We start from the raw sequence: 23,599 nt of genomic DNA, 5'->3' as shown, positions 1-23,599 counted from the left end.
CATCTGCGGCGCCGCCGGATATCATGTGCGCAGTTATCCGGCGGTTTAGCATAAACCCAGCCATACTTCCTTTGGGTATCGTTCCCATTTCGCCAGTATTCCGCTTCAGGACGTGTCGACGAGGATTCCCGCAACGGAATTAAATCTTCATCCGTGCGTCCATTAAGTGAGGGGTGCAGCGGAAGACACCGACCATCGGACACATTTTTTTGCGTAAAGGACTTAGGAGCCATTCATGCTGATTCTCACCCGCAAGGTAGGCGAAAGCATCATCATCAACGACGACATCACCGTTACTATCCTGGGGGTCAAAGGCATGCAAGTGCGTATTGGCATCGACGCACCCAAGGAGGTCCAGGTGCACCGCGAAGAGATTTTCAAGAAAATCCAGGCTGGCAGCCCTGCTCCAGAGAAAGACAGCCACTAAGGCAATCGCTTTACACCTGTAGCGAGGGGGCTTGCCCCGATCACGATTTATCGGTCTCCCAGTGGGGACAGATGAATCGCCATCGGGGCCAAGCCCCCTCGCTGCATTGCGGTGTATGGATCAGACTGGCGTCTTCTGGTGATGATCGTCCAGCGGCGCCCCGTGGTGACCGCCCGCTACGCGTTTAGCTTGATCGATCCCCCAATTGAGCAGTTTTTCGACCGTCCAGTGATCATCCTTGGCCACTGAAGTCTCGTTGTGGATCTCCGTGCCCTCTGGCGACAGCACCACCACCTGCCACTGCGGGCGTTTGGGGTTGTGCACCACCGGCGTTACCGTGACGCGGATGGTGCAATGATTTGCCAGGGTTTCCTCATGGACGCGTTGCTTCCCCTCATCCGGGCCGTTTTTATGGTCTTCATAGTCCGTCGCTTGGTCCAACATGGTGAAACCTCCATCACTAACGTGATTATTGCCACTCTCTATAAACGACAGGTAGCAAGGCCGGAGGTTCAAGATTGACCGCCCGGCGCGACTGCCGGGCGTTTGGTCAAAGCTCACACCGTGAAGCGCGCCACCAAGGCGTTGAGGTCCACGGCCAGACGTGAAAGCTCATGGCTGGCCGCGCTGGTCTGCTGCGCGCCGGTGGCCGTCTGATTGGCCAGGTCGCGAATATTCACCAGGTTGCGGTCGACCTCGCGAGCGACTTGCGCCTGCTCTTCGGAAGCGCTGGCGATCACCAGGTTGCGCTCATTGATCAAGGCCACCGATTCGGCGATCTGCACCAGCGCACCGTCGGCGTCACGAGCCAGGGTCAACGTGCTCTGGCTGCGTGCGGTGCTTTGTTCCATCGACTGCACCGCATCGCCGGTACCGCTCTGAATACCGGCAACCATCTGCTCGATTTCGCGGGTCGACTGCTGGGTGCGATGAGCCAGGGCCCGAACTTCATCCGCCACCACGGCAAAACCGCGCCCGGCCTCCCCCGCGCGTGCGGCCTCGATGGCAGCGTTGAGCGCCAGGAGGTTAGTCTGCTCGGCAATGGCGCGAATCACGTCCAGTACCTTGCCGATATCACGCCCTTGGGCAGCCAGGCCTTCGATCAACTGCGAGGTGTGCAGCACATCCTGCGTCATGGTCTGAATAGCGCTCACCGTGGCCACCACCCGCTCCCGCCCCTGCCCCGCGAATCGGGTCGAGTCGGCTGAAGCCTGGGAGGTCGACACTGCGTTGCGCGCAACCTCCTCTACCGCAGCGGTCATCTGGTTGACTGCGGTGGCGGCTTGTTCGATTTCGTCGTTCTGTTGCGCGACACCACGGGCGGACTCTTCGGTCACCGCACTGAGTTCCTCCGCTGCAGAAGCCAGCTGCGTCGCCGAACCTGCGATCTGTGACACGGTGCGGCGCAGGTTACCCTGCATCTCATCCAGCGCCGCCAGCAAGCGCGCAGGCTCATCATGACCCTCAGCGCTGATGCTCACGGTCAGGTTGCCCTTGGCGATGGTGCGAGCGGCCTCCAGCGCCTGGTTCAGTGGCTGGATGATGCTGCGGGTGAGCAACCAGGCCAGCAACACAGTCAGCAAACACGCGACGATGGCGAACACGACGACACCCGTGTTGGCGAAGCGGTACTGTTCGGCGGCGATCTGACCGTTCTCCTTGGCCTCGCGCTGATTGATACCGATCAGCGCACGAATTTGATCGCCCATCTGATCGGTACCTTCCTTGATACGGGTATTGATCAATTCGCGCATCTCCTCGACTTTGTTCTGCCGCGAAAGACTCAACATTGAATCCTTCGCGCTCAAGTAGTTATCGAGCGTAGTGCTGAATTGTTTAAACACTGTCGACTCTTCGTCGCCAATCGTCAGGCTGGCGTAATTGCGCTGCGCAGTCCGAACTTTGTCGACTAATACGCCGATACGGGTTTCGGCTTCGTTCAAGGCCGCCGGTTCGCGGTTGGTCAAGATGCGAAATGACAGGATTCGCAACCGCAGGGTATTTTCCGAGAGGTCACCCAGGAAGGTGATGCTGGGTATCTGGTTGCCTTCCATTTCCAGCGAAGCGTCGCGGATCACGCTGATGCGGCTCGTGGCGAACCAGCCCAGCCCGACGACCAGCAAAGCGATGAAGGCGAATCCCAGAAACGCGCGAGGGGCGATATTGAGGCGGCGTAGCGACATGTCGGTCTCTCTCGTAAAGGCGTACGGCGTCCACTGCTCCATTGTTGTCGTCCGTATGAGAGCGGGGATGCCCTCATAAGGTCTATCGGCCCTTTCGCCCGAACTTGAGCTCGACAAGCGAAATATTTGAGGGCTAATTATTTAACCGTTCAGTCCGTTCTAAGCCATTGAGCCGATGATGGCGAATTAATACATATGCCCATTGGTCGGACCGGCCGTGATGCACGTCAATAAAGTCGAATAAAGTTCCGGTTGCCGATAAAAAATTAGTCTTATTGTCATCAGTGGGTGCTATTTTTATTTTGCACATCAATTCCAGCTACTGCTGGGTCCTTCCTTGGGAGCAGCAACGGATCGCTGCACGAAGCATTAGGGGCAGGCACATGAACAAGATGACGTTCCCAAATGCATGCCAGGTCATGCGTTGGCATTTTCACCCTCTGGGCTTCGAGGCCAGCATGGACGCCCCCAGCAGTATGGTCGCGCGATTGTTCGATCGCGCCAGCGGCCAGACCCTCATCGCGATCGCCGGCATCCCCTGCGCGACCGTCATGAACGCCGCCGATGTAGAGATCATCATCGAGGCGGTCGAGGCAGAACTCGATGCCTTCATACCGCCGCAGTCGTTGTGTGCGGTCGGCTGATGCGTTCGGCGGCAAAGAGGCCGGTATGGCTTGCGCAACAACCATAACCGTATCGTATTCAATCGACGCGAGTAGCCCGATGATCGTCAAAGAACGGCTTTGCACCGTCGACATGATCCGAGGCCTTGGCGGCGCCGGCCGCACCCTCCTTGCCTGAGGCGTCAACATACCAATAGCAATACTGGATCGCCCGCGTCACGCCGACGTAAGCCAGGCGCAGCGCTTCGTCACGCTGTGCCTTGTCATAACCTTCGGTCTCGCCGGGCGCGCTCAGACCTGCCAGCCGATAGAGCTGATTCTTGTAGGGTGAGCGCGTCAGGTGCTGGCAGTCGCCGACCATGAACACTACATCCGCTTGCAGCCCCTTGGCACTGTGATAGGTCAGCTGCTTGAGCCGGCGCTGATCTATTGGCTTTCTATAATCTTCATTAACTATAGATTCTATATGTTTGTTTAATATAGGTTTATCTGAATATTTCCGATACAGCACCAGCACTGAGTCGCCCCGCCGGTAATGGTCAATCAAACGCTGAGCAAGGGCTTCATCGTCACGTTCGTAGATGCGTACAGGCTCCAATGCAGACTCATCCCAGCCCACCGACCGGGCTTTTTTACCCGCGATGGCGGGGGTGGATTTCACCAGATGCTCGGCGGCATCGATGATGTGCTGATGGCTGCGGTAGTTGTCGCTGAGCATGACCCGCGTGGTAGCGGGCGCGATGAAAGTCTTGGCGAAGTCGGTGAAATACCGCGGCGAGCTGCCACGCCAACCGTAGATCGACTGCCAGTCATCCCCCACCACCAACAATGAAGAATGTTGCGCTGCACGGCCCCGGTGCAAGTCCGCGCCACGGCGACGGATCTCCCGCAGGCTGGCGCGCAGCCACGAGACGATCTGCGGCGAAACATCCTGGAATTCATCGATCATCAGGTTTGACATCGAACGCAATATGGGATCGCCGAGCAGCCGCAGGTTTTCCGGGTTGTTCTCGCCAAACAGGGCGAACATGCGGTTGTAGGTCATGATCGGCGGCGTCTGCGCCTGCAAGTGTTGTTCGAAGGCACGCCAGTACCGGCTCAAGGCCTCGAAGAACAGCCGGTCCGGGTCGTCGCTGGCGAAGGTCATGGCGGCGACGGCAGCCGCCACGTCGAGCCCGAGGTTTTCGATAAAGCCGGCGGTGGCCACGAACGCGTCGAGCAATGGCGCAGGCGCCAGCTCGCCATTGACTCTGTACGCGAACCCCGGCCCTGCTACGGCATCACCAGCCAGACTCTGAGTCAGGCGCCTGGCACCGACGTAATTTTCCAGCCAGATGATCGGTTTGGGGCTGAAAGCTTGAAACAGTGTGCGCTTGATGACCCATTCAGCCCAAACCGGCAACTTGGCGCCGTTACGCTTGATCTGCTGGCTTTCGCTCGGGTCGAAGCCGAGCACTACCCAGGCATCCAGCGCCCGGATATAGCCGTGGCAATGAAAACGGTGGCCGTTGATCTGCAAGGGTGTTCGGTCCGGTTCGATGCCCTGGATCGGCCACGCCCCGGCGCGAAACCACAGATCCTCGATACTGTCGCACAGCTCTTCGTCGCGCTTTGACGCGAGCTCGGTCACCGCAGCGCGCTTTTGCACGTCGGGGTGGTCACGCTCCAAGCGGGTCAGCTGCAGGGCCTCGCGGCGCATCAGGTCGATCAGTTCGGCAAAACGCTCATCACCTGCCATCAAATCGCGATAGCACAGGTTCATCTGCAGGCGCTGGGTATCGTTCAGGCGCAGATCGAAGGGGTTGCTGTCGGCCTCCTCCATAGCGAGGGGGCTTGCCCCCGAAAACCCCTCCAAAGTGCCTTGGGTGCCGGATTCAGTGGCAAGCCCCCTCGCTGCAGGAGCACTGCCGAGGTTTTCGAAAGCCTGTAGCTGGCCGAAGCCGGGCAAGCTGCGCACCATCGGCAGGATCCGCGAGTGAAAGGTGCGCACCAGCTGTTGCGCCTCACGCGAACTCAGCGTATGACCCCACAGGGCCATCACCGCCACCAGCCGGGTGATGAAATCCTTGCGCGATTCGCGGGTAAAGGTCACTACCGTCAACCCATCGAGTTCATAGCCCAGGTAGTGCACCAGCAACACGATTCGCAGCACCAGCGAGGTCGACTTGCCGGCGCCTGCACCCGCGATGACACAGGTGGACGGCGTATCGCTGAAGATCATTTTCCATTGCGCTGCGCTGGGCTGCTGATGCTTGGGCAAGCGCGTGGCGACATCGGCCTTGATGCGTTTCTTGAGATCGGCGCTCAACCCCAGGCGCCAATCGTCGAACAGCGCGTCGTCGACACCGGGCGCACTCACCGCCGCTGGCCGCGTGTCGCGAATTACCAGCACCTGGCGGCCTGCCTCCAGGCCGTCCAGATGGCCATCCTCATAGCCCTCGCGCACGCCATCGGCGTGCCCGGCGCGATGCCCCGCCGCATGACCGTGAAACCAAGAATCACGGTGCTGGGCCTGCAGGCCATTGAGCCCACGCCCGAGCAATCGCGCGGCAAGGCGCTTGAACCAAGGCAGCTCGGCGGGTGGAAGCAGATCGACGGACAATCGGGAAGGACGGCTCGGCACGCGGACTCCAGCAAGGTTTTTGGCAGCCGACATCTTCGCCGCTATGGCCCGTCTTTGCCAGTCAATTGCTTTGTGATCAATCTATTAGGCGACGAATCGCAAGCATAAGATCAGCTGCACGCACCCGGAAATAATCGACAAATCCGATGCTTTCACTGTGAAATCTGCGCTTTTTAATCGAGCACTATTAGCACAGAATTCCTATCCATGATCCCTTTCGTCTATGGAGACCAGCATGCTTGAACTACGGCCTTTCGCATCCCTCGGCGGTGCCGACCATGGCTGGTTGAATGCCCACCACCACTTCTCGTTCGCGCAATACCATGACCCCAAGCGTGTGCACTGGGGCAATCTGCGCGTATGGAACGACGACATCATCGCTCCGGGTACCGGTTTCCCCCAGCACCCGCACCGCGACATGGAAATCATCACCTATGTGCGTGAAGGCGCCATCACCCATCAGGACAGCCTTGGCAACAAAGGCCGCACTGAAGCCGGCGACGTGCAAGTGATGAGTGCAGGTACTGGCGTACAGCACAGCGAGTACAACCTGGAGACCATCGAAACGCGAATCTTCCAGATCTGGATTTTCCCTGACGACAGCCAGCTTGGCGCAGCGCCGTCGTGGGGCGCGCAGCCATTTCCCAAAGGCGAGCGCGGCGAGGGCTTTGTGACGCTCGCCAGCGGTAAGCCGGAAGATGACGCGAGCTTGCGAATTCGCGCGAATGCGCGCTTGGTAGCAGCGACGCTGCAGGCGGGCGAAACCGCCGAGTATGTGCTGGAAAGCGGTCGCAAAGCCTATCTCGTACCAGCGACTGGCTCCATAGAAATCAATGGCTTACAGGCCAAAGCTCGAGACGGTATCGCTATTGATAATGAGCCGGTGCTGATAGTGACAGCCCTGGAAGACACCGAGATCGTGCTCGTGGATGTCGCCTGACAAATCACTTTAACCTTGATGGATTTATCCTTTGAATTCATAAGGTTAGAGCTAGAAGACGTCTGGATGTACCTGTAGTGAGGGGACTTGCCCCTCGCTACAGGTGTAACTATCTCCCTGGCAATCAGGCGATTGCGCTATCCACCAGCACCTGAGCCTCACTCACCAAGCGCTGCAGGTGCGCCTCATCGACAAAGCTCTCGGCGTAGATCTTGTAGATATCCTCGGTGCCCGACGGCCGTGCAGCGAACCAGCCATTGGCGGTCATCACCTTCAAGCCACCGATCGCCTGGTTGTTGCCTGGCGCATGGCTGAGCACGTGTTCGATCTTTTCACCCGCCAGTTCGGTCGAGGTCACTTGCTCGGGCGACAACTTGCTCAGCAAAGCCTTCTGCTGGGGGTTGGCCTTGGCTTCGACACGCGTTGAAAACGGCTGGCCAAGGGTCTCGGTCAGCGCCTGATAGGCTTGGCTTGGATCGCGCCCGGTACGCGCGGTCATCTCGGCCGCCAGCAATGATGGAATCAGGCCGTCCTTGTCGGTGCTCCAGACGCTGCCATCGCGACGCAGGAACGAGGCTCCGGCGCTTTCCTCTCCACCAAAACCCAGCGAACCGTCGAACAAGCCATCGGCGAAATACTTGAAGCCCACCGGCACCTCGTACAACCGCCGACCCAACCGTGCGGTGACCCGATCGATCATGCCGCTGCTGACCACGGTCTTGCCCACAGCAGCATCGGTGCGCCACTGCGGACGGTTCTGGAACAGATAATCGATCGCCACCGCCAGATAGTTGTTGGGCGCCAGCAGACCGCCGCTCGGGGTGACGATGCCGTGGCGGTCGTGGTCCGGATCGCAGGCGAAGGCGACGTCGAAACGGTCCTTGAGGCCGATCAGGCCTTGCATTGCGTAGGGCGAGGAAGGGTCCATGCGGATCTGCCCGTCCCAGTCGACAGACATGAAACGGAAGGTCGGATCGACTGCGGTATTGACCACAGTCAGGTCAAGGCGGTAATGCTCGGCAATCGCCGACCAGTAGCGCACACCGGCGCCGCCCAGAGGATCGACGCCCAGGCGCAGCTTGACCGAGCGAATCGCGTCGAAGTCGATGACGTTGATCAGGTCCGCGACGTAGGTGTTGAGGTAGTCATGGCGATGGGTCGTGGCGGCCTTGAGCGCCTGCTCGTAGGGCATGCGTTTGATGCCTTTGAGTTCATCGGCAAGCAGCTCGTTGGCCTTGGTTTCGATCCACTTGGTGACATCACTGTCAGCCGGGCCGCCATTGGGCGGGTTGTACTTGAAACCACCGGCTTGTGGCGGGTTGTGCGACGGGGTGATGACTACACCGTCCGCCAGGCCCTGGGTACGGCCGCGGTTGTAGCAAATGATGGCGTGGGAGATTGCCGGGGTCGGCGTGTATTCGTCGTCGGCAGCGATCATGGTCTCGACGCCATTGGCCGCGAAGACTTCCAGCGCACTGGCGCCCGCCGGGGTCGACAGGGCGTGGGTGTCGATACCCACGAACAGCGGGCCGTTGATGCCCTTCTGCTGCCGGTACAGGCAGATCGCCTGGCTGATGGCCAGGACGTGGGCTTCATTGAAGCTGCCATCGAAGGAACTGCCGCGGTGCCCGGATGTACCGAAGGCTACACGCTGGGTGGCTACCGACGGGTCGGGGCGCTGGGTATAATAGGCGGTGACCAGACGCGGGATATCGACCAGCAACTCGGCAGGTGCAGTTTTTCCGGCAAACGGACTGAGCTTCATGCAAAACCTCTGAACAGGCAACTAGGGCTGGAAATGGCAGTTTACTGGCAGTTCGACCATTGCGGCAGGGGTTCTATCCCTCACAAGTCAAAAGATCAGCGGGCAGTGGTAACGACCACGTGACATTGGTCAAGCATAACGGCTCGACCTTCACTATCATCACTCGATTATCAGCCGACAAGCGACGCCGATGTCCGCACTCATGTCCCCTCTTAAAGAACCGCCCAACAGCGAATCCACGCGTCATCTGGCACTGGTGCTGATCATATTGGTCGGCTGCTCGGTTCTGGGGCTGGTGGCCTGGGAGGCCGTGACGTCGCGCCAGCAAGCGCTCGACGCCGCGCAAGTGACGGTATCGAACCTCTCGCGGTCGTTGACCCAACATGCCGACGATACGGTCGGGGAAGCCGAAACGGTGCTCAGCGAACTTGTCGAGCGGGTGCATAACGACGGCGTCACCGGGCCCCAGCACGAACGTCTGCACCTGGTGCTCAAGCAAACCACGGCCGCACTCGATCAACTGCACGGGCTGTTCATCTATAGCTCCGATGGCCGCTGGCTGGTGACGTCTAACGATGTCGATCCGCCCAATGCCAATAACAGCGATCGCGAATATTTTCTTTGGCATCGCAGCCACCCCGGGCCCGCCGTGCACATTGGAGCGGTCATCGTCAGCCGCTCTACCGGCGAGCTGATCATTCCGGTGTCGCGGCGCCTGGACAACGCCGACGGCTCTTTTGGTGGCGTGGTACTGGCGACACTGAAGGTCGATTACTTCAAGAAATTCTACGACGGCTTCGATCTCGACGAACAAGGCGCCATTGTCCTGGCGTTGGGCGATGGCACTATCCTGATGCGCCGCCCGTACGACCCCAAGGTTATCGGCACGAGTATTGCCAAAGGAGTGATCTACAGCCAGATGCTCCCCCACGCATCGACAGGCGCACGCATGGTGGTATCCGTCGTCGACGGTGTGAATCGCATGATCGCGTATCGAGCCTCCAGCGTTTACCCCCTGCTGATCCTCGCCGCGCAGCCTGAGTCGGCGATTTTCGCCGGTTGGCGTGCCAACCTGTTACGTTCGGGGGTACTAGTGGCGCTGGTGTTCGCCGTGCTGGGGGCTTTCGCCGTCCTGCTGATGCGCCAGATCCGCCACAATCAGCGCACCGAGGCAGACCTGCTGCTGGCCCATGCCAGCCTGCAGCAAATGGCCATGCAGGATGGCCTGACGGGGCTCGCCAATCGACGCCAACTGGACCTGGCCCTGCCCCAGGAGATCGGCCGTACCGTGCGCACTGGCCGCCCGCTGGGGCTGATCATGCTCGATATCGATCATTTCAAGCGCTTCAACGATCTGTACGGCCATCCCGCTGGTGATGCGTGCATTCGCGATGTCGGCCGCGCGGTACAGGGCTGCGTCGGCCGTGCAGGCGATCTGGTCGCCCGTTATGGTGGCGAGGAGTTGCTGGTGCTGTTGCCCGAAAGCGACGCCCCCGGTACCTGGCGCGTCGCCCAGCGCATTGTCGAAGCGGTGCAGGCACTGGCAATCAAGCATGCGGGCAGTGAGCATGGCGTCGTGACGGTCAGTGCCGGACTGCACGTATGGACTGCTACCAACCCGATCCCGACCGCGGAGGCGCTCATCGCTGCAGCCGACGTGGCCCTGTACGCCGCCAAGCACGGCGGTCGCAACCAGGTCTTCCCGACGCTCGATGAGCCGATCCGGGTCCGTCCGCAGGTATTTTGAGACCATGCGCGGCTAGAAACCGCGTAAGGGCTGCTCGTGAATCCGCAAGGTGCTCAGCTCGATGAAGGTGAAAAACCCTTCGCTCCAGCCTGCCGTATCGATATGAAAGACATTGCCCAGCTGCCGCGCCCGCCGCAGCGGCGTGTGGCCGACCACCACCGCGCGCACGTCCTTGACGCCACTGAAGTCGCGGCGCTTGAGGCGCGAGCGCGACCACTGGAAGATCTCGTCGACCCCCCCGCCCGCGTCTGGGGTATAGCCCTCTTGCAGCTCATGCGTCTGCAAGTAAGTGCGCAAGGTGGCCCAGCTGGGGAATGGGCAGTCGGCATGCACCAGACCTATCAGGCCTTCGGCGGTTTCAATCTCGATGGCCACCGGCAAGCGCCGGAATCGCTGGGCAAAACGTTCGCGGGTGGCCTGCGGGCTGTCGATGAACCAGGCCCCGCCGCTCTGCCGGTAATCCATCAGATTGAGCCGCGAGTGGCCAGCCATCAGTTGCAGGGTCAAGACCTCATGGTTGCCCTGCACGGCGAAGAACCAGGGTTTTTCGAGCCAGTCCAGGGCATCGAAGCTGTCAGGGCCGCGATCGACCAGGTCGCCGACGCTGAACAGCCGATCGGTGGCCGGATCGAAACCCAGTTGATTCAGCGCGGCCTGCAGGCGATGAAAATGCCCGTGGATATCGCCCACGGCAAAATCACGCCCGCGGGCGTTGGCCGAAAAATGGGCGAACTGACTCATGGTGCTGCTCTCCTCGAATGCAAGTCTGAACCGTTGCTCATGGTTGCGGGCTGAATATCAGTGAATCGCGGATGCCCTTGACCGCTGTTTCGTTATCGCTGTAGCCCTGGGCCGAGCCAGCATAGGTCAACGACCAGGCACTGCCTTGGGCCGTGGCGGCCACCAGCGTCTGGGTCATGACGTGGCCGCCATTGAGGAGCACCTTGCAGGTGGTTTCCATGGCGGTCAGATTGCCTAGTGTACCGGGATGAATGCTGTTGCAGACGCTTTGATAGCCGCCCTTGGAGAAATCGATCTGCATGGCCTTGCGCATTTCCAACAGCACGCCGGACAGATTGACCTGGTGGTCGGCCGCCACTGGCGTGCGCGTCAACTCGACCACCATCGCCGGATCACCGTGGTCGTCGGCCTTGACTGCGCGCTGTCGGTGCGCCTGATTGGCAGGGGCTGCGGGCAACGCCTCGACCTGCCAGCCCGGCGGCCAGACGATCACGCTGTCATCGGCCAGCGCCGGGGCGGTGCAAAATACCAGCGCCCAAGGCAGATACTTCAAGGCCTGGCGCGGCCGAGCTCGATCAAAAACTACAGAACCTGATGCCAAGGTACACAACTCGCTCGCAAGAAATCGAAGCAACCAGTCTCGCAGAGCCGGTTCACCGCTTTCAATGGGCGGCCAGAAAACAGCGTATTAGAGGCCAAAGATTATTTATCCGCCAATTGTGCCTGGCGCAGAATAAACCACCTGCCTGTTGCGGCGCAGCCCGTCCATTAAGGACATTTATTCTCCCAAGGCCGTCGTACACTGATGCCATCGGCTCACAGCGATTGGGCCTGCCATACCGTTGCACCCCACTAATAAAAAGCACAAAAGCGAGGGTTGTGAAGCGTGAATACCCCCTACGAGCCCCTGCGGCTGCATGTCCCCGAACCCAGCGGTCGGCCTGGCTGCAAGACCGACTTCTCCTATCTCAACCTGGCCGGCGCCGGCAGCGCGCGCAAGCCGCCCATCGATATCGAACCCCGCGAGACCCAGGACCTGGCCGTGGGCCTGGTGCGCGTGCTCGACGAGCAAGGCCGAGCGGTGGGCCCCTGGGCCCCGGAGTTGCCCGCCCAGACCTTGATCGAAGGGCTGCGCGCGATGATTCGCACGCGGCTGTTCGACACCCGCATGGTCACCGCCCAGCGCCAGAAAAAGATGTCGTTCTATATCCAGAGCCTGGGCGAAGAGGCCATCGGCTGCGCCCACGCTCTGGCCTTGCAGTACGACGACATGTGCTTCCCCACCTACCGCCAGCAAGGCATCCTGATGGCCCGCAAGGTGCCGCTGCTGGACTTGATGTGCCAGCTGCTGTCCAACGAGCGCGATCCGCTCAAGGGTCGGCAATTGCCCGCGCTTTATTCGCACAAGGAGGCGGGCTTCTTCACCATCTCCGGCAATCTGGGCACGCAGTTCATCCAGGCCGTGGGCTGGGGCATGGCCTCTGCGATCAAGGGTGACACGCGCATTGCCTCGGGCTGGATCGGCGATGGCGCCACGGCCGAGGCTGATTTCTATAACGGCCTGACCTTCGCCCACGTGTACCGCGCCCCGGTGATCCTCAACGTGGTCAACAACCAGTGGGCGATTTCCAGCTTTCAGGGCATCGCCGGCGGCGAGGCGACCACCTTCGCCGGACGTGGCGTGGGCAGCGGTATCGCGTCGTTGCGAGTGGACGGCAACGACTTCCTTGCCGTGTATGCGGTCAGCCAATGGGCCGCCGAGCGGGCCCGGCGCAACCTGGGCCCGACGTTGATCGAGTGGGTGAGCTACCGCGCCGGGCCGCACTCGACCTCCGACGACCCGACCAAATACCGCCCCGCCGATGACTGGAGCCACTTCCCTCTGGGAGACCCGATCGCGCGCCTCAAGCTGCACTTGATCGAGCTGGGCGTTTGGACCGATGCCGAGCACAGCGAGGCGGTCGCCGAGATCGACGCCGAGATCATCGCTACCTTCAAGGAGGCGCAACGCTACGGCACCCTGCACGATGGCCATGTGGCCAGCGACAGCAGCATTTTCGACGACGTCTACCATGACCTGCCCGAGCACCTGCGCCTGCAACGCGAGCAGATGCAAGCCCTGGCCAGCACCCATCGCCACGGGAGCAGCGCAGCATGAACAGCCAGACCGAACTCCAACCGGCGCTGCAAGACGCCAGCGCTACCACGGTGATGACCATGGTCCAGGCGATCCGCTCGGCCATGGACGTCATGCTGGAGCGCGACGACAACGTCATCGCCTTCGGTGAAGACATCGGCTATTTCGGCGGTGTGTTCCGCTGCACCGAAGGCCTGCAGGCCAAGTACGGCAAGTCACGGGTGTTCGACGCGCCCATCTCCGAAGGCGGCATCGTCGGCGCGGCGGTAGGCATGGGTGCCTACGGACTGCGCCCGGTGGTCGAGATCCAGTTCGCCGACTACGTCTACCCCGCCTACGACCAGATCACCTCCGAGGCCGCCCGACTGCGCCATCGCTCCGCCGGCCAGTTCACCGCGCCGCTGACCCTGCGCATGCCCTGTGGCGGCGGCATTTATGGCGGGCAGACCCACAGCCAGAGCCCGGAAGCCATCTTCACTCAAGTGTGCGGCCTGCGCACCGTGATGCCATCCAACCCCTATGACGCCAAGGGCCTGCTGATCGCCTCCATCGAGTGCGACGACCCGGTCATCTTCCTCGAGCCCAAGCGCCTGTACAACGGGCCGTTTGACGGCCATCACGAGCGGCCGGTGATGCCTTGGTCGAAACACCCCGCCAGTGCCGTGCCGGAAGGTTATTACCGGGTGCCTCTGGATTGCGCGGCCATCGCCCGCCCCGGTCGCGCCGCCACGGTCCTCACCTACGGCACCACGGTGCACGTCGCGGTGGCGGCCGCCGAGGAAACCGGTATCGACGCCGAAGTGATCGACCTGCGCAGCCTGTGGCCGCTGGACCTGCAAGCCATCGTCGACTCGGTGCGCAAGACCGGTCGTTGCGTGGTGGTGCACGAAGCGACCCGCACCTGCGGGCTCGGCGCCGAACTGGTGGCCCTGGTGCAGGAGCATTGCTTCCACTGGCTGGAGGCGCCGGTCGAACGCGTCACCGGTTGGGACACGCCCTACCCCCATGCCCAGGAATGGGCCTATTTCCCCGGCCCGACCCGCGTTGGCGCGGCCTTGCAACGCGTCATGGAGGTTTGAATGGGTACTCACGTCATCAAGATGCCGGACATCGGCGAAGGCATTGCCCAGGTCGAACTGGTGGAGTGGTTCGTCAAGGTCGGCGACAGCGTCAGTGAAGACCAGGTGGTGGCCGATGTCATGACCGACAAGGCCACGGTGGAGATTCCCAGCCCGGTCAGCGGCACGGTCATCTCCCTTGGCGGCGCGCCGGGAGATGTGCTGGCAGTGGGCAGTGATCTGATACGGATCGAAGTGGCTGGCGAGGCTGAACAGGAAGCGCCAGACCCCCTGCGCGAACGGGCTCTGCCCGCGAAAGGGCCAGCCTGTGCTGCGCAAAGTGATCAGACGCCCACTGCCCTGCTCACATCGGTCGACGGTGCCGAGCCCTCAGCGGATGAGCCGAAGTTTGAAACGCCTTCGCGAGAAGAGCCCGCTCCCACAGGGCCCGAGAATGACGATCATGCTCAGGTCGAGCCCGTCTCCCTACGCACCCTGGCGGCCCCGGCTGTACGCAAACGCGCCGCCGATCTGGGGATCGATCTGCACAGCCTCGACGGCAGCGGTCCTGATGGACAAATCCTGCACGCCGACCTGGATGCTCGATTGCAGGCCGCAAGCACCACCGGCGCAAGCTCTGCACGCGCCACCCAGCCCGGCGACGAACAGCAGATCCCGGTCATCGGCCTGCGGCGCAAGATCGCCGAACGCATGCAGGACGCCAAACGCCGCGTCGCTCACTTCAGCTATGTCGAGGAGATCGACGTCACTGCCGTCGAGGCGTTGCGGGTCGATCTCAATCAACGCTGGGGCGAGCAGCGCGGCCGCTTGACCCTGCTGCCGTTGCTGGTGCGCGCACTGGTGATGGCGGTGCGCGAGTTCCCGCAGATCAACGCGCGCTATGACGATGCCGCCCAAGTGATTACCCGCTATGGTGCCGTGCATCTGGGTATCGCGACCCAGAGCGACAGCGGCCTGATGGTGCCAGTGCTGCGCCACGCCGAATCCGCCGACCTGTGGGGCAATGCCAAGGAGATTCAACGCCTGGCCGACGCCGCGCGCCGCGGCAAAGCGACCCGCGAGGAGCTCAGCGGCTCGACACTGACCCTCAGCAGCCTCGGCGCGCTGGGTGGGATTGTCTCGACACCGGTGGTCAATACCCCCGAAGTAGCGATTGTCGGAGTCAACCGCATCGTCGAACGCCCGGTCGTGATCGATGGGCAGATCGTGATCCGCAAAATGATGAACCTGTCGAGCTCGTTCGATCACCGAGTGGTCGACGGAATGGATGCGGCCAAGTTCATTCAAGCGGTCAGACGTTTGCTGGAACAACCGTCGTTGCTGTTTATCGATTGAGCCTGCCTCAACACCTCTAGCGAGGGAGCTTGCTCCCGAAAAACCGTGTCGGCCCCGCTCTGTATCGCCACGAGTATTTTCGGCGCCAAGCCTCCTCGCAACAGGTGCGGTACATGCGCTATCCTCAGGCCCCGCCTACCGCCACACAAGGAGCGCACCCCCGATGGCACCCAAGGATCTGTTCATCGCAATCATCGTAATCATTGCCTGGGGCCTGAATTTCGTGGTGATCAAGGTCGGGCTCGACGGCCTGCCTCCCATGCTTCTGGGGGCCCTGCGCTTTGCCCTGGTCGCCTTCCCCGCCCTGCTTTTCGTCAAGCGCCCACAGCTGCCATTGCGCTGGTTGATCGCCTACGGTGCGACCATCTCTCTGGGGCAGTTCGCGTTTCTGTTCGAAGCCATGGCCCACGGCATGCCACCGGGGCTCGCATCGCTAGTGCTGCAGGCACAAGCCTTCTTCACGCTGTTTTTCGCCGCGCTGTTCCTCGGTGAAAAACTCCGCGCGGCCAGCCTGGCGGGCTTGATCGTCGCGGCCCTGGGCCTGGCGCTGATCGGCTTCGATGGCTCACGGCCAACGCCGGTCATTGCGGTGGTGCTGACCCTGTGCGCTGCCGCCATGTGGGCCATGGGCAATATCATCACGCGGCGTTTCGGCAACATCAATCTGGTCGGGCTGGTGGTCTGGGGCGCGCTGATTCCGCCGATTCCATTTTTCGCCCTGTCGCTGTGGCTCGAAGGCCCGGCGCTGATCGAACAATCACTGCTGCACATTGGTCTGCACTCTATCCTGGCGCTGTTTTATCTATCGTTCGTCGCCACCATGCTCGGCTACAGCCTGTGGAGCAAGTTGCTGTCGCGCTACCCGGCCGGCAAGGTCGCGCCCTTCTCGCTGCTGGTGCCGGTGATCGGCCTGGCGTCCGCAGCGTTGCTGCTCGACGAGCGCCTGGGCCAGTTGCAATGGATAGGCGGCGCGCTGGTCATGGCGGGCTTGGCGATCAATGTGTTCGGGCCCAATCTGTGGCGGCGTTTGCAGCCGGTGCAGGCTTGAACTTGATGCGTGGCTTGCGCGGGATACACAACCCCACATGCAACCACCCGGCAATCCCAGGCTCTATACCTCCACATCCCCAACAACAAGATCGTTGCCCATGACCTTCAGTAATATCCCCGCCGACAGCTGGCTCAATACTCCCGTCCACCGCGCCTGGCTAAAGGTCGAAGCGCAGCGACTGTTACAGTTCGCCCGCGCCGCGCAGATGCCCGACGGCTTCGGCGCTCTGGATCGCTACGGCAAGCTGCCTGACGATGCCCGCGCCGACACCCTGCACACCGCACGCATGGTCCACTGTTTTGCCATTGCCCACCGCCAAGGCGTCGAAGGCGCGGCGGCATTGGTCGATCACGGTGTCGCGGCGCTCCACGGTGCCCTGCGCGATGCAGCGTTCGGCGGCTGGTTCGGCTGCCCGGACGCGGCCGATGGCGATACCGACAAGCCCGCCTATCGTCACGCATTCGTCGCCTTGGCCGCCAGTTCGGCACATGTCGCTGACCGACCCGGTGCCAAGGCCTTGCTGGACGATGCCGTCGCCATCCTCGAAGGGCATTTCTGGCAGGAAGAGGAAGGCGCCTTGTGCGAGAGTTTTTCCCGGGACTGGCAGCAATCCGAAGCCTACCGCGGCGGCAACAGCAACATGCACGGCACCGAGGCCTTTCTTGCCCTGGCCGACGCACTGCAAGCCCCGCTGTGGCTGGACCGGGCGCTGCGCATCAGCGAGCGGATCATCCACCGTGAGGCGCGGGCAGCCAATGACATGCCAGTCGAGCATTTCGACGCGCAGTGGCAGCCGCTGCTCGACTACAACCTGGATAAACCCGACGACCTGTTCCGCCCGTTCGGCCAGACCCCCGGGCATGCCTACGAGTGGGCGCGCCTGCTGTTGCACCTCGAAGCCGCGCGGCGAGTGGCCGGCCTGTCGGCCCCACAGTGGCTGTTAGACGACGCCCGGCGCCTGTTTGCCGCCGCCACGCATCACGGCTGGGAGGTAGATGGCGAACCCGGCATCGTCTATACGCTGGACTGGCAACAGCAACCGGTGGTTGCCGATCGCCTGCACTGGACACTGGCCGAAGCGGTCGCGGCAGCCGGCGCCTTGTTGCAGCGCACCGGCGAGATCGAGTACGAGCAGTGGTATCGGCGTTTCTGGGATTACATCGACACCTGGCTGATCGATCGCCAGCATGGCAGCTGGCATCATCAACTGGGCGCCGACAATCAGCCCAGTCACACGATCTGGCCGGGCAAACCGGATCTTTATCACGCCTATCAGGCTACCTTGTTGCCGCTTCTGCCGTTGCATCCGAGCCTCGCCAGCGCCCGCTTTTGACGGTCGATGCCCGGAGCGAGAGGGCAAGGTCTCTCGCTCCGGGGGTGTGAAACCACCACCAACCATCGCCTTCATTGACCCACGTAGGAAAATCTTCACATTGCAGGGCTAGGCTTGGAGTCCCACCCAAAGGGTCCATCCGATGAATACCTCCGCCGAACATATGCACCGCGCCGTAGAAGCGCGTCCTCGTCTCGAACACCCCGTGGGCAAACGCAGCATCCTGTTGTTCTGCGGCCTGCTGATCGTGGGCATGGTCATCACCGCTTGGGGTATTTTCAGCGATGTCGACCAGGCCGGTACGGTCGCCAGTACCTGGCTGCCCTATGGCCTGCTGGGCCTGGCACTGCTGATCGCCTTGGGCTTTGAGTTCGTCAACGGTTTCCACGACACCGCCAACGCTGTTGCCACGGTCATCTACACGCATTCGCTGCCAGCCAATGTCGCGGTGGTCTGGTCGGGATTTTGCAACTTCGCCGGCGTGCTGTTCTCCAGCGGCGCGGTGGCGTTCGGCATCATCGCCCTGCTGCCTATCGACATGATCCTGCAGGTCGGCTCCAGCAACGGCTTCGCGATGATCTTTGCCTTGCTGATCGCGGCCATTATCTGGAACCTTGGCACCTGGTGGTTTGGGCTACCGGCGTCTTCCTCCCACACCCTCATCGGCTCGATCCTGGGCGTGGGCGTGTGCAGCGCCCTAATCAACGGCCGCCCTGGGAGCGAGGGGGTGGACTGGAATCAAGTCACCAAGGTCGGCTACACCCTGCTGCTGTCACCGATCGTGGGCTTTGTCTGCGCCGCCCTGCTGCTGATGCTCATGCGCGTATTGATCAAGCAACGCGAACTGTACCGCGCACCGGTCGGCAACCAGCCACCGCCGGCGTGGATTCGCGGGCTGCTGATCCTCACCTGTAGCGGCGTGTCGTTTGCCCACGGTTCCAACGACGGCCAGAAAGGCATGGGCCTGATCATGCTGATCCTGGTGGGCACCTTGCCCATGGCCTATGCGCTGAACCGCGCCGTCCCCTCTACCCAGACCACGCAGTTCGTGGCGGTCGCGCAAGTCACACATGATGGCCTGATGCAAGCTGCTCCTGGGGCGGCACCGGCAGATCCTTACGCGGTTTTGCTGGAGTTCGTACGCACCCATCAGAACAGCCCCCAAGTGGTACCGGCACTGGCCGCCGTCACTGGGCGCATTGCGGACGAGGTGCAGAACTACGGCACCCTGGACCGCGTGCCGGCGCAGGCCATGAACAACGTGCGCAACGATATGTTCCTGACCTCCGAGACCATTCGCCTGGTCAACCAGCAGCACCTGAGCAGTTTCAGCGCCCAGACGCAGACCAACCTCAACGAGTTCAAGCGTCAGATCGACGAAGCCACGCGGTTCATTCCGGCCTGGGTCAAGGTCGCTGTGGCCATTGCGCTGGGCCTGGGCACGTTGGTCGGCTGGCGACGCATCGTGGTGACGGTCGGCGAGCGCATCGGCAAGACCCACCTCACCTATGCGCAGGGCGCCAGCGCCGAACTGGTGGCCATGGCGACCATCGGCGCGGCGGACGTGTTCGGCATGCCGGTCTCCACCACCCACGTGCTGTCCTCGGGCGTCGCCGGCACCATGGCCGCCAACGGCAGCGGCCTGCAATGGGCGACCGTGCGCAACCTGTTGCTGGCGTGGGTGTTCACGCTGCCTGCGGCGATGTTGCTGTCGGCGGGGTTGTACGCGTTGTTCCATGCCCTCTTCTGAATCTGTAGCGAGGGGGCAGCCCCCCTCGCAACCCAAACAAAACCCGGCGATGCCTGAGGGATTGACTACGCTTTGAGAAGAACAATGGCGTAGACATTCGTTTGAGGGCATCCATGAAATCCATAAAAGAAATGCTCCATTGGTCCGCGTTCAGCGGTTATGTGCAAGCTGCCGATGTGTATGCCAAGGGCCGGCCGGGCTACCCTCCACAGGTCAACAAGTGGTTGAAGGACGTCATCAAGGTCGGCCACGACACCGTGGTGCTCGACCTCGGTGCTGGCACCGGCAAGTTCACCCAGCTCTTGCTGGATCTTGAAGCCAAGGTCATCGCCGTTGAACCGGTGCAGGCCTTGCTCGACCGATTCAAGAAGAATTTCCCTCAGGTACCCGCCTACCTGGCAGCAGCCGAAGCGCTGCCAAGCGAACTGCGCGATCACTCGGTAGACGTGGTCGTCTGCGCCCACGCCTTTCACTGGTTTGCCAACAACGAGGCCATGGCGCAGATCCATCGGGTACTCAAGCCTGGTGGGCGCCTGGTGATGCTATGGAATCTGCGTGATACCCGCGAGCCCTGGGTCGCCGAAGTGGCAGGGCTGGTCAGCGAGGTGGCGAGCGACAATCCGCGCTACTACAGCCAGGAGTGGCGCAAGGTCTTCCCTTATGGGAAGTTCGCACCGCTGCACGAGGAACATTTCGCCCATCTGCACACGGGCGCGCCGGAGGATGTGGTCGTCAATCGGGTCAAGTCGATCAGCTTTATCGCCTCCAAGCCCCAGACTGAACAGGACGCTATTCTGGCCAAAGTGCGAGGGGTGATCGCCAATCATGTGGATCTCAAGGGCAAGGACCCGGTGTCAGTGCCCTACGACACAGCGGCGTTCTATACCGTGAAGATATTGCCGTAGGAGCTTGAGTTGCCTGTTCGGACCTCTTCGCGAGCAGGCTTTGCTCCCCGCAGTGCTAGCCGAACTCGAATTGTGCGACTCGCGGTGTGCAATAGATACTAGCCTCTACGCCGTCGAAAGCGCACCTTTGACCCCATAGGTGTACGATTCAGGGTCAGTCAACGCTGTGGGAGCAAGGCTTGCCCGCGAAGGCGTCCTTCAAGACGCCATCGCGGCCCAAGCCAGCCGCATCAAGCTGAAGGCAAAGCGTTCCCGCCTATCGTGGTATCTGGCGAAACACGCGGCTCTGGCGGCTTGACCAGCGCGCGCGCCACGCTCAGCACCACCACCGCCGCGATCAGGTCGAACGCCGCCAGCACTACGAACAGCGGGCTGTAGCCGACCTTGGTGACCAGCACACCAAACACCATGGTGAACGCTGCAGCCCCCAGATAGCCGAACATGCCGCCCATACCGGTCGCTGTCGCCACTTCGTTCTTGCCGAACGAGTCAGAGGTGATCGAATACAGCGCCCCGGACAAGGTCTGGTGGGCAAAGCCACCGATGCACAGCAAGGCGATGGCCGTGTACGGGCTGTCCACCAGGCCAATGCAGGCTGGGCCGATCATGCACAGGCAACCGAACAGCATCACCAGCTTGCGTGATGTGAACAGCGAAACCTTCAGGTAGCGATGGAAAAACGGGCTCAGGTAGCCACCCAGCACGCAGCCGATGTCGGCAGCCAGGAAGGGCAACCAGGCGAACATGGCGATTTCCTTGATGTTCATATGACGCTCGGTCATCAGGTACAGCGGGATCCACGCGTTGAACGTCTGCCAGGCCGGCTCCGACAAGATCCGCGCCGAGGCGATGGCGTAGAAGTTGCGCGAGGTGATGATCTTTTTCCAGCTGCCTTTTTGCCGGGGCACGTCCTTGAAATGCGCCTCCTGGCCAGACAGGATGTACTCGCGCTCAGTGTCACTGAGGGCTTTCTGATCCTTGGGATGCTTGTACAACACTGCCCACAGGCCGGTCCAGACGATACCCAGGCCGCCTACCACCAGAAACGCCAACTCCCAGCCGCTGTGCAGAATCGCCCAGACTACCAGCGGCGGCGCCAGCAGCGCACCGAATGAGGAGCCGATATTGAACCAGCCGATCGCCACCGAGCGTTCCTTGGCCGGGAACCATTCGGTGGTGGCCTTGACGCCGGCGGGCAGACCCGCAGCCTCGGTCAGGCCCAACAGCCCGCGCAGAAACGCCAGGCTTTGCCAGCCCGTGGCCATGGCCGCGCCCGCACACGCCACCGACCAGGCGAGGGCGAAAATGGCGAAGCCCATCTTGGTGCCGATGGCATCGATGATGTAGCCGGCCACCGGTTGCATGAGCGCGTAGCAGACTTGCCAGGCGACCACGATCTGGGCGTATTGCGCGGTGGAAATACTCAGATCGGTCATCAATGTCGGCGCCGCCACCGACAGCGTATTGCGGGCCAGATAGTTGACCACCAGGCCGGCCGTGACCAACCCGACCATCCACCAGCGGATGCCTTTGATTTTCATCGTTTCACCTGAATTTGTTGTTGGAATGTGAACGCAAGGGCCGTTACGACAAGGCGTCGCCCGCCCCGATGGCAGCTGTGCTCAGCTGACCGGTACGAGCAAGAATGAAGGGTTGCCGAACACCTCGGCGGACGATCGGGTGTGGTGAATGCTGAAACAGCACTGCCGACGTGGGAGGTTCATCATGGCGGTCTACTCGGGTTTTATTGTTATGTGGCGGCGCTGTCGGGGAGACAAGTCGTCGTACCACTGCGCTATTTATAGCGAGTTGTTTCCAGATATGTCAAACGAAAATATCGGACCTGTCAGGATGACTGAACGGTTCTTGGAATGACTGCTGCACACTACTTAGCCTAGCTATAACTGAATATGGGGCCCTAAGCATCGCGAGCAGCTCTCAGCTCTACATTCCTCTCTTGACGATCTTGTACGACAACATAACAGCTGACAGAATAACCCTGATATGAGCTAAGCTTTTGTACGCCGACCCTGTAGCGAGGCGGCTTGCCCCCGATGGCAACCTTGGGGAAATACCGCTATCCGGGGGCCGCCCCCTCGCTACAGGTTGATCACCTCCAATAACAATTCGGGATTTTTTCATGAGCAGCAGCCCTACCCCTTTCAATCGCCTTTTGCTGACCGGTGCCGCTGGCGGCCTGGGCAAGGTCCTGCGCGAGCGCCTCAAGCCCTACGCCAACATCCTGCGGCTGTCCGATATCGCCGAGATGCCTGCAGCGACTTCGGCGCACGAGGAGGTCGTGCGCTGCGACCTGGCCGACAAACAGGCCGTCGACCAGCTCGTCGAAGGCGTCGATGCGATCCTGCACTTTGGTGGAGTGTCCACCGAGCATTCGTTCGAAACCATCCTCGGCGCCAACATCTGCGGCACCTTTCATATCTACGAGGCGGCCCGGCGCCATGGGGTCAAGCGGGTGATCTTCGCCAGTTCCAACCACGTCATCGGTTTTCATCAGCAGACCGAGACCCTGGACGCCCATTGCCTGCGACGCCCGGACAGCTATTACGGGCTGTCGAAGTCGTATGGTGAAGACCTGGCGAGTTTCTATTTCGATCGTTATGGCATCGAGACCGTCAGTGTGCGCATCGGCTCGTCCTTCCCGGAACCGCAGAACGTGCGGATGCTGGCCACCTGGTTCAGCTATGACGACCTGGTGCAGTTGATGGAGCGCGCGCTGTACGCCAGCGACGTAGGGCATACCGTGGTTTATGGGGTCTCGGACAACAAAGCCGGCTGGTGGGACAACCGTTATGCCGCGCACCTGGGCTATAAGCCCAAGGACAGCTCCGAGCCGTTCCGCGAGAAGGTCGAAGCCTTGCCGCCGCTACCGGCCGACGATCCGCAACGTATCTATCAGGGCGGTGCGTTCGCGGCGATGGGGCCGTTCGAGGGCAAGTAGA

At 61.6% G+C, this 23,599-nt stretch carries 19 protein-coding genes; 12 read left to right on the top strand and 7 right to left on the bottom strand.

Annotation, left to right across the window (positions count from 1 at the left end; all coding sequences use genetic code 11):
- The first annotated feature begins 235 nt into the window (after positions 1 to 235).
- Positions 236 to 427 carry a carbon storage regulator CsrA gene (gene csrA, locus REH34_RS28935; RefSeq protein WP_226502495.1) on the top strand — a complete coding sequence of 64 codons (192 nt, stop codon included), beginning with the start codon at positions 236 to 238 and terminating at the stop codon, positions 425 to 427.
- A gap of 120 nt (positions 428 to 547) precedes the next feature.
- Here csrA and REH34_RS28930 read toward each other — a convergent pair whose 3' ends face one another.
- Together REH34_RS28930 and REH34_RS28925 are read right to left on the bottom strand one after the other, a co-directional pair.
- A complete protein-coding gene (locus REH34_RS28930) occupies positions 548 to 871 on the bottom strand; it encodes a hypothetical protein (RefSeq protein ID WP_226502494.1) in 324 nt (107 codons plus the stop codon).
- Positions 872 to 984: 113 nt separating this feature from the next.
- Positions 985 to 2,610: a methyl-accepting chemotaxis protein gene (locus REH34_RS28925; protein WP_311970142.1), complete on the bottom strand. Its 1,626-nt coding sequence runs from the start codon at positions 2,608 to 2,610 to the stop codon at positions 985 to 987.
- Positions 2,611 to 2,993: 383 nt separating this feature from the next.
- On the opposite strand from REH34_RS28925, the gene REH34_RS28920 reads away from it, so the two are divergent.
- Positions 2,994 to 3,254: a DUF1652 domain-containing protein gene (locus REH34_RS28920; protein ID WP_226502492.1), complete on the top strand. Its 261-nt coding sequence runs from the start codon at positions 2,994 to 2,996 to the stop codon at positions 3,252 to 3,254.
- A 58-nt stretch (positions 3,255 to 3,312) separates the two neighbouring features.
- Here the strand turns inward: REH34_RS28920 and REH34_RS28915 are convergent, their stop codons facing one another.
- Positions 3,313 to 5,889: a UvrD-helicase domain-containing protein gene (locus REH34_RS28915; protein WP_409373200.1), complete on the bottom strand. Its 2,577-nt coding sequence runs from the start codon at positions 5,887 to 5,889 to the stop codon at positions 3,313 to 3,315.
- A 202-nt stretch (positions 5,890 to 6,091) separates the two neighbouring features.
- Between REH34_RS28915 and REH34_RS28910 the strand changes: the two genes are divergently transcribed.
- The gene (locus tag REH34_RS28910; RefSeq protein ID WP_311970140.1) at positions 6,092 to 6,796 is read left to right on the top strand and encodes a pirin family protein; all 705 of its coding nucleotides are present in this window, start codon (positions 6,092 to 6,094) and stop codon (positions 6,794 to 6,796) included.
- Between the two features lie 124 nt (positions 6,797 to 6,920).
- Here REH34_RS28910 and pgm read toward each other — a convergent pair whose 3' ends face one another.
- The gene (gene pgm / locus REH34_RS28905; protein ID WP_311970139.1) at positions 6,921 to 8,561 is read right to left on the bottom strand and encodes a phosphoglucomutase (alpha-D-glucose-1,6-bisphosphate-dependent); all 1,641 of its coding nucleotides are present in this window, start codon (positions 8,559 to 8,561) and stop codon (positions 6,921 to 6,923) included.
- A 202-nt stretch (positions 8,562 to 8,763) separates the two neighbouring features.
- On the opposite strand from pgm, the gene REH34_RS28900 reads away from it, so the two are divergent.
- The gene (locus REH34_RS28900) at positions 8,764 to 10,308 is read left to right on the top strand and encodes a sensor domain-containing diguanylate cyclase (protein ID WP_311970138.1); all 1,545 of its coding nucleotides are present in this window, start codon (positions 8,764 to 8,766) and stop codon (positions 10,306 to 10,308) included.
- 12 nt (positions 10,309 to 10,320) lie between these two features.
- Here the strand turns inward: REH34_RS28900 and REH34_RS28895 are convergent, their stop codons facing one another.
- Together REH34_RS28895 and REH34_RS28890 are read right to left on the bottom strand one after the other, a co-directional pair.
- Positions 10,321 to 11,049: a metallophosphoesterase gene (locus REH34_RS28895; protein WP_226502487.1), complete on the bottom strand. Its 729-nt coding sequence runs from the start codon at positions 11,047 to 11,049 to the stop codon at positions 10,321 to 10,323.
- A gap of 37 nt (positions 11,050 to 11,086) precedes the next feature.
- Entirely contained in the window at positions 11,087 to 11,602 is a 516-nt protein-coding gene (locus REH34_RS28890; RefSeq protein WP_311970137.1) for a DUF4946 domain-containing protein, read from the bottom strand.
- Positions 11,603 to 11,935: 333 nt separating this feature from the next.
- On the opposite strand from REH34_RS28890, the gene REH34_RS28885 reads away from it, so the two are divergent.
- The 7 genes from REH34_RS28885 (at position 11,936) to REH34_RS28855 (ending at position 20,639) form a co-directional block, all read left to right on the top strand.
- Positions 11,936 to 13,207 carry a 3-methyl-2-oxobutanoate dehydrogenase (2-methylpropanoyl-transferring) subunit alpha gene (locus tag REH34_RS28885; protein ID WP_226502485.1) on the top strand — a complete coding sequence of 424 codons (1,272 nt, stop codon included), beginning with the start codon at positions 11,936 to 11,938 and terminating at the stop codon, positions 13,205 to 13,207.
- Entirely contained in the window at positions 13,204 to 14,265 is a 1,062-nt protein-coding gene (locus REH34_RS28880; RefSeq protein ID WP_311970136.1) for an alpha-ketoacid dehydrogenase subunit beta, read from the top strand. Before REH34_RS28885 ends, REH34_RS28880 begins: the two co-directional genes overlap by 4 nt.
- Positions 14,266 to 15,600 (top strand): dihydrolipoamide acetyltransferase family protein, encoded by a 1,335-nt coding sequence (locus REH34_RS28875; protein WP_311970135.1) that lies wholly within the window; start codon positions 14,266 to 14,268, stop codon positions 15,598 to 15,600.
- Between the two features lie 163 nt (positions 15,601 to 15,763).
- Complete coding sequence (locus REH34_RS28870) at positions 15,764 to 16,648, top strand: EamA family transporter (RefSeq protein WP_311970134.1); 885 nt, start codon at positions 15,764 to 15,766, stop codon at positions 16,646 to 16,648.
- A 100-nt stretch (positions 16,649 to 16,748) separates the two neighbouring features.
- The gene (locus REH34_RS28865; protein WP_311970133.1) at positions 16,749 to 17,984 is read left to right on the top strand and encodes an AGE family epimerase/isomerase; all 1,236 of its coding nucleotides are present in this window, start codon (positions 16,749 to 16,751) and stop codon (positions 17,982 to 17,984) included.
- A 142-nt stretch (positions 17,985 to 18,126) separates the two neighbouring features.
- Positions 18,127 to 19,734 (top strand): inorganic phosphate transporter, encoded by a 1,608-nt coding sequence (locus REH34_RS28860; protein ID WP_409373199.1) that lies wholly within the window; start codon positions 18,127 to 18,129, stop codon positions 19,732 to 19,734.
- A 113-nt stretch (positions 19,735 to 19,847) separates the two neighbouring features.
- Complete coding sequence (locus tag REH34_RS28855; RefSeq protein ID WP_311970132.1) at positions 19,848 to 20,639, top strand: methyltransferase domain-containing protein; 792 nt, start codon at positions 19,848 to 19,850, stop codon at positions 20,637 to 20,639.
- 230 nt (positions 20,640 to 20,869) lie between these two features.
- On the opposite strand, the gene REH34_RS28850 is transcribed toward REH34_RS28855, so the two are convergent.
- Complete coding sequence (locus tag REH34_RS28850) at positions 20,870 to 22,153, bottom strand: MFS transporter (protein WP_226502844.1); 1,284 nt, start codon at positions 22,151 to 22,153, stop codon at positions 20,870 to 20,872.
- A gap of 626 nt (positions 22,154 to 22,779) precedes the next feature.
- Here REH34_RS28850 and REH34_RS28845 point away from each other — a divergent pair.
- The gene (locus REH34_RS28845; protein WP_226502480.1) at positions 22,780 to 23,598 is read left to right on the top strand and encodes an NAD(P)-dependent oxidoreductase; all 819 of its coding nucleotides are present in this window, start codon (positions 22,780 to 22,782) and stop codon (positions 23,596 to 23,598) included.
- The last annotated feature ends 1 nt before the right edge of the window (position 23,599 follow it).

It is taken from the genome of Pseudomonas baltica, assembly GCF_031880315.1.
Classification (GTDB): Bacteria; Pseudomonadota; Gammaproteobacteria; order Pseudomonadales; family Pseudomonadaceae; genus Aquipseudomonas.
Note: the sequence above shows the minus strand (reverse complement) of the source record. Positions and strands in the feature narration are given on the sequence as shown.